General features: G+C 71.4%; 3 protein-coding genes and 1 pseudogene. All 4 read left to right on the top strand.

Translation table 11 applies throughout. The annotated features are described in order from the left end of the window. Positions 1 to 868 (top strand): annotated as a pseudogene (locus DQW06_RS19905) (DNA helicase); the annotation flags it as partial. A 159-nt stretch (positions 869 to 1,027) separates the two neighbouring features. Then, entirely contained in the window at positions 1,028 to 1,909 is an 882-nt protein-coding gene (locus DQW06_RS19900) for an Fpg/Nei family DNA glycosylase (protein ID WP_117199087.1), read from the top strand. A gap of 121 nt (positions 1,910 to 2,030) precedes the next feature. Next, entirely contained in the window at positions 2,031 to 3,050 is a 1,020-nt protein-coding gene (locus tag DQW06_RS19895) for a LacI family DNA-binding transcriptional regulator (protein WP_019608035.1), read from the top strand. 516 nt (positions 3,051 to 3,566) lie between these two features. Continuing rightward, positions 3,567 to 5,270, top strand: coding sequence for an ABC transporter substrate-binding protein (locus DQW06_RS19890; RefSeq protein ID WP_071622643.1), 1,704 nt, complete (start codon positions 3,567 to 3,569; stop codon positions 5,268 to 5,270). Positions 5,271 to 5,306 lie beyond the last annotated feature (36 nt).

Genomic DNA, 5,306 nt, shown 5'->3' with positions numbered 1-5,306 from the left:
GCGGTGGCTGGACGAGCACGACGGGGCGCCGCCCCAGCTCGCCGGGGCCGCGTCGCGGCACTGCTACGGGGGCAGGCTCGCGGTGCGCACCCTCCCCGACCCCTCGGGCGGCCCCGCGTTCGAGTGGCGCGACGTCGCCGGGGTCTGCGAGGCCGCGCCCGGGGCGTCCTTCGTCAACCGGGACGAGGCCTACCGGGTGGCGGTGGTGGTGGACGAACTCGACGAGCACCTGCCCCGGGGCCGGGTGGTCGCGGTGGTCGCGCCGACCCAGCCCCAGGCGGCCCTGGTGCGCCGCCTGCTGAGCAAGCGCGTCCTGCGCCACGAGGTGCGGGTGGGCGGACCGGACCTGTTGGCGGACGACCACGATCCGGCGGACGTCACCGTCCTGACGCCGACGCTGGCCTCTGGGGCGCCCGCCGTCGCCGAGCGGCGTGTGCGCCGGATGGGTCACCTGTGGTCGTCGGTGCTCACCCGCACCCGCCAGCGGCTCGTGGTGGTGGGCGACCGCGGGTACTGGTCGGGCGACGACGGCCCGCTGGGCGAGCTGGAGGCGTCGGCGGCCGGGGGCCACGCGGGGCGGACCGACGCGGCGGCCTCCGCGCTGGTCAGGGAGCTGCGCGGGGTGGGGACGGAGGTGACCCTCCAGCAGACGGGCGAGGGCTGGACCGCCGACATGGTGGTCCGGTTCGGCTCCCGCCGCCTGCTGCTCCTGCTCGACCGGGAGCCCGACGGCCGCTCCCTGCGCTGGCTGCTCGCCCGGGGGGAGACGCTCAACCGCACCACGGGGGACCCCGTGGTCGTGGTGCCCGCCTGGCGCTGCCTGGCCGACCCGCGCGCCCTGGTGGAGGAGATCCTCACCGCCCACTGACCCGTCGGGCGGCCACACCCGCGCGCACGGCCGGGCGGCCCCACCGGCGCCGGAAGCCGACCGGACCGGCGGACGGGCCGGGCGCACTACCCTGGAGCCGGATGTCCGGAAAGCGGTGTTCACGCCGCAGCCCCGGACGGACGGAGGAGGAGAGGACCGGTGCCCGAGGGCCACACGCTGCACCGCCTGGCAGCGCACTTCGACAAGACCTTCGGCGGCGGCGCGGTACGCGCCAGCAGTCCGCAGGGGCGCTTCGCCGACGGCGCCGCCCGGATCGACGGCCGGGTCCTCACCGAGAGCGAGGCCCACGGCAAGCACCTCTTCCTCGGGTTCGACTCGGGGGAGTGGCTGCGGGTCCACCTGGGCCTGTACGGCGCCTGGTCCTTCGGCGACGCCGACGGCGAACGCCACCTGGGCGCGCCTCGGGCCGCGGGCGGCGCCCGCCGGGAGCTGCTGCGCGACGCCGAGGGCTTCGTCGTGGCGCCCGAACCCGTCGGGGCGGTGCGCGCCCGGCTGGTCAACTCCTCCGGCTGGGCCGACCTGCGCGGCCCCTCGGCCTGCGAGGTCATCACCGAGGACGACAAGCGCGCCGTCCAGGACAGGCTGGGGCCCGACCCCCTGCGCGACGACGCCGACCCCGAGCGCGCCTGGCGCGTGGTCAGCCGTTCCCGGACCAGCATCGCCGCGCTCCTCATGCGCCAGGACGTCGTGGCGGGCATCGGCAACATCTACCGCGCGGAGTCGCTGTTCCGGGCGGGGCTGGACCCGATGACCCCGGGCCGCGACCTCACGGCCGACCAGTGGTCGCGGCTGTGGGACGACCTGTCGGGCCTGCTCCGCGACGGCGTGCGGGACGGCTACATCATCACCACCCTGCCCGAGCACCGCCCCGACCCGGACGCGCGTCCCGTGCCCCGGCCCGACAGCCTCTACGTGTGCTACCGGACCGGAGAACCCTGCCGGGTGTGCTCTTCGCCGGTCGCCTCCGCGGAACTGGCCGGACGCACCCTCTACTGGTGCCCCCGATGCCAGGGAGTTTGAGAACTTTCGTGAGTTAAGTACCCATTTGTCGGGTTAGACGCCAAGGTCATGCAGTACAATCCCGAACCGTCTGCTTAACCGGTTCAGCTTTGTGTGATCAGGGGGACGAATGGGGGGTTTGATGCGGCGTCCGACCATCATGGACATCGCCAAGGCCGCGGGGGTGTCCAAGGGGGCCGTGTCCTACGCGCTCAACGGGCGTCCGGGGGTCTCGGAGGAGACCCGAAGACGCATCCTGGCGATCGCCAGCGACCTCGGCTGGGCGCCCAGCAGCCCGGCGCGCGCACTCGCCCCCGGCGGCCGGATCGGGGCGGTCGGCCTGGTGGTGGACCGGCCCGCCCACTCCCTCGGTCTGGAACCCTTCTTCATGCAGCTGGTCTCGGGGATCGAGACCGAGCTGGCCACCTCGGGGGTCGACCTGTTGTTACAGGTCACCGAGGACATGGGCGCCGAGATCGCGGCCTACCGGCGCTGGTCGTCCGAACGCCGGGTGGACGGCGTGATCATGGTGGACCTGCGCGTGGGCGACCCGCGCGTCCAGGTCGTCGAGGAGCTCCCGCTGCCCGCCGTCGTCCTCGGCGGACCCGAGGGCGTGGGCTCCCTGCCCTACCTGTACACCGACGACGCCACCGCCATGCGCGAGGTCGTCCACTACCTGGCCGCCCTCGGCCACCGGCGCATCGTCCAGGTGGCGGGCCCGGAGAAGTTCGTGCACACCCGCGTGCGCACCCAGGCCTTCCTGGACGCCGCGGCCCAGGCCGGGCTCAGCGAGGCCCGCTGGGTGCACGCCGACTACACGGGCGAGGGGGGCACCAGGACCACGCGCAAGCTGCTGGCCGCCACCGACCGGCCGACGGCCCTGATCTACGACAACGACCTCATGGCCGTGGCCGGACTGGGCGTGGCCCACGAGATGGGCGTGGACGTGCCCTCGCAGCTGTCCATCGTGGCCTGGGACGACTCGGTGCTGTGCCGCCTGGTCCGCCCCTCGCTGACCGCCATAGTGCGCGACATCGTGTCCTACGGCCGCCAGGCCGCGCTGATGCTGGCCAGGACGATCGAGGGCAAGCCGGTGGCCAACAGCGAGACCTCGCGCGGGGAGCTGCTCCCGCGGGGCAGCACCGGCCCTCTGGGCGCGTGATCCGGCGCTCCCCGCCGGCCGCCCGCGCCCCGTCCGACGCGTACACCGCGTGAGGGTCCGCGAGCCCCGCGTGGCGCGGATGCCGGGGGCGCGGCGTGCACCGTGGCAGTTGTTAACGATGTGAAAACAGGGGCGTGAGTTGCCTCGGTGGTCTCTGCGGCTTTGGTGTCCAAAAGGTGACCGTGAGGGTGCTGTCACCTCCTCACGAGCTGTGGAAGGCTGCGGCGCGTAACGCCCCACGCCGACAGGCCCCCAAGGGAGCGAGAACGCCCGTGCGGAACCGGTTCAGCGCCGCCGAACTTACTGACATACCCGCATCTGTGCTGTTACAAGCGAATAACAGCGAAGTGTCGGGCATTGACGCCCTTCCTGCGGACGTGTTGTTGTTAACGTCACTTACCCGGTTCAGCAACGGTCTCGCGCGCTCACCACTGGGAGCGCTCCCAACCCTTCCGGTCTCTCGGAGGGGACTCCCCCCATAGGCCGGCCGGGTGACAAGGAGGAGTCGAGATGAGAATGCTGCGGCTTCCGGCGGCACTCGCGGCCCTGGCCCTCGCGGTCAGCGCCTGCTCGGGTGGCGGCGGGAACAGCGACGGCGGTTCGGGTCAGTACCCCAGGAACGAGACCCTGTACACCACGGGTACGGCCTGGGAGGCGCCGACCAGCTGGAACCCGATGATGCGGGGCCAGTTCGCGGTCGGCACCAACGGCCTGGTCTACGAGTCGCTCTTCCACTACGACGCGGACGCGGGAGAGTACGTCCACTGGCTCGCCGAGAGCGACGAGTGGACCTCGGAGACCGAGCACGTGATCACCCTGCGCGAGGGCGTCACGTGGAACGACGGCGAGCCCTTCGTCGCCCAGGACGTGGTCACCACGCTGGAACTCGGCCAGGTCCCCGGAGTCCCCTACAGCAACGTCTGGGACTACATCGAGAGCGTCGAGGCCACCGACGAGCGCACGGTCACCGTCACCTTCTCGGAGAGCCGTCCGCAGGAGTGGATGAACTGGGCCTACTCCAACCCCATCGTCCCGGACCACATCTGGGCCGGCATGGAGGAGAGCCAGGTCGCCGACAGCCCCAACGAGAACCCGGTCGGCACCGGCCCCTACGTCTACGAGTCGCACACCGACGACCGCATGGTCTGGGAGCGCAACGACGAGTGGTGGGCCATCGAGGCCCTCGACATGACGATGGACGCCCGCTACATCGTCGACATCGTCAACGCCTCCAACGAGGTCACGATGGGCATGCTGAACCAGGGCGAGGTCGACCTCTCCAACAACTTCCTGCCCGGTATCGACCAGGTCCTCAACAGCAACGAGACCATCACCAGCTTCTACGACGGCCCCCCGTACATGAAGAGCGCTAACACGGCGTGGCTCATCCCGAACCACACCCGTGAGCCGCTCAACGACACGGCGTTCCGCCAGGCCCTGGCCCACTCGATCAACATCACCCAGATCGTCGAGGGCCCGTACGCCAACCTGGTCCAGGCGGCCAACCCCACGGGTCTGCTGCCCGAGTGGGACGCCTACATCGACCACGAGCTGGTCGAGCGCGAGGGCTTCACCTTCGACGCGGACGAGGCCGTGGCCATCCTCGAAGAGGCCGGCTACATGGACGAGGACGGCGACGGCTTCGTCGAGACCCCCGACGGCGAGCCCATCGCGCTGACCCTCGCGGTCCCCTCCGGCTGGACCGACTGGATGGAGGCCGCCCGGATCATCGAGCAGAACGCCCAGGACGTCGGCATCAACATCACGGCCGAGTTCCCCGACGCGGGCCTGCTCGACGACAACCGCAACGCGGGCGAGTTCGACCTGGTCATCAACAACGCCCGGCAGCTGAGCAACTCGCCGTGGACCTACTACGACTACCTCTACCAGCTGCCCGTCCAGGAGCAGCAGACCACGGTGAACTTCCACCGCTACGAGAGCGACGAGGCGTGGGCCCTCACCGAGGAGCTCGCCCGGGTCCCCGCCGACGACGTCGAGGCCGCGGCCGAGGTCACCTCGCAGCTCCAGGAGCACTTCCTGGCCGAGCTGCCGACCATCCCGCTCTGGTACAACGGCCAGTGGTCGCAGGCCAACAACTCCGCCTGGACCAACTGGCCCAGTGAGGCCGAGGGCACGCCCAACAGCCCCGCGGTGATGTGGGAGGGCTGGTACGAGCTCGGCGGGATCGAGACCCTCGCCTCGATCGAACCGGTCGAGTAGGGGCGGGGGAGCGACCTCCCCCCATCCACCCCGCTG

It is taken from the genome of Nocardiopsis sp. TNDT3, assembly GCF_003427465.1.
Classification (GTDB): Bacteria; Actinomycetota; Actinomycetes; order Streptosporangiales; family Streptosporangiaceae; genus Nocardiopsis; species Nocardiopsis dassonvillei.
This window is presented reverse-complemented; position numbering and strand designations above follow the sequence as displayed.

Coding starts and splice junctions, on each gene's coding strand:
- DQW06_RS19895 (WP_019608035.1), top strand. CDS start 2,031: ATGCGGCGTCCGACCATCATGGACATCGCCAAGGCCGCGGGGGTGTCC.
- DQW06_RS19890 (WP_071622643.1), top strand. CDS start 3,567: ATGCTGCGGCTTCCGGCGGCACTCGCGGCCCTGGCCCTCGCGGTCAGC.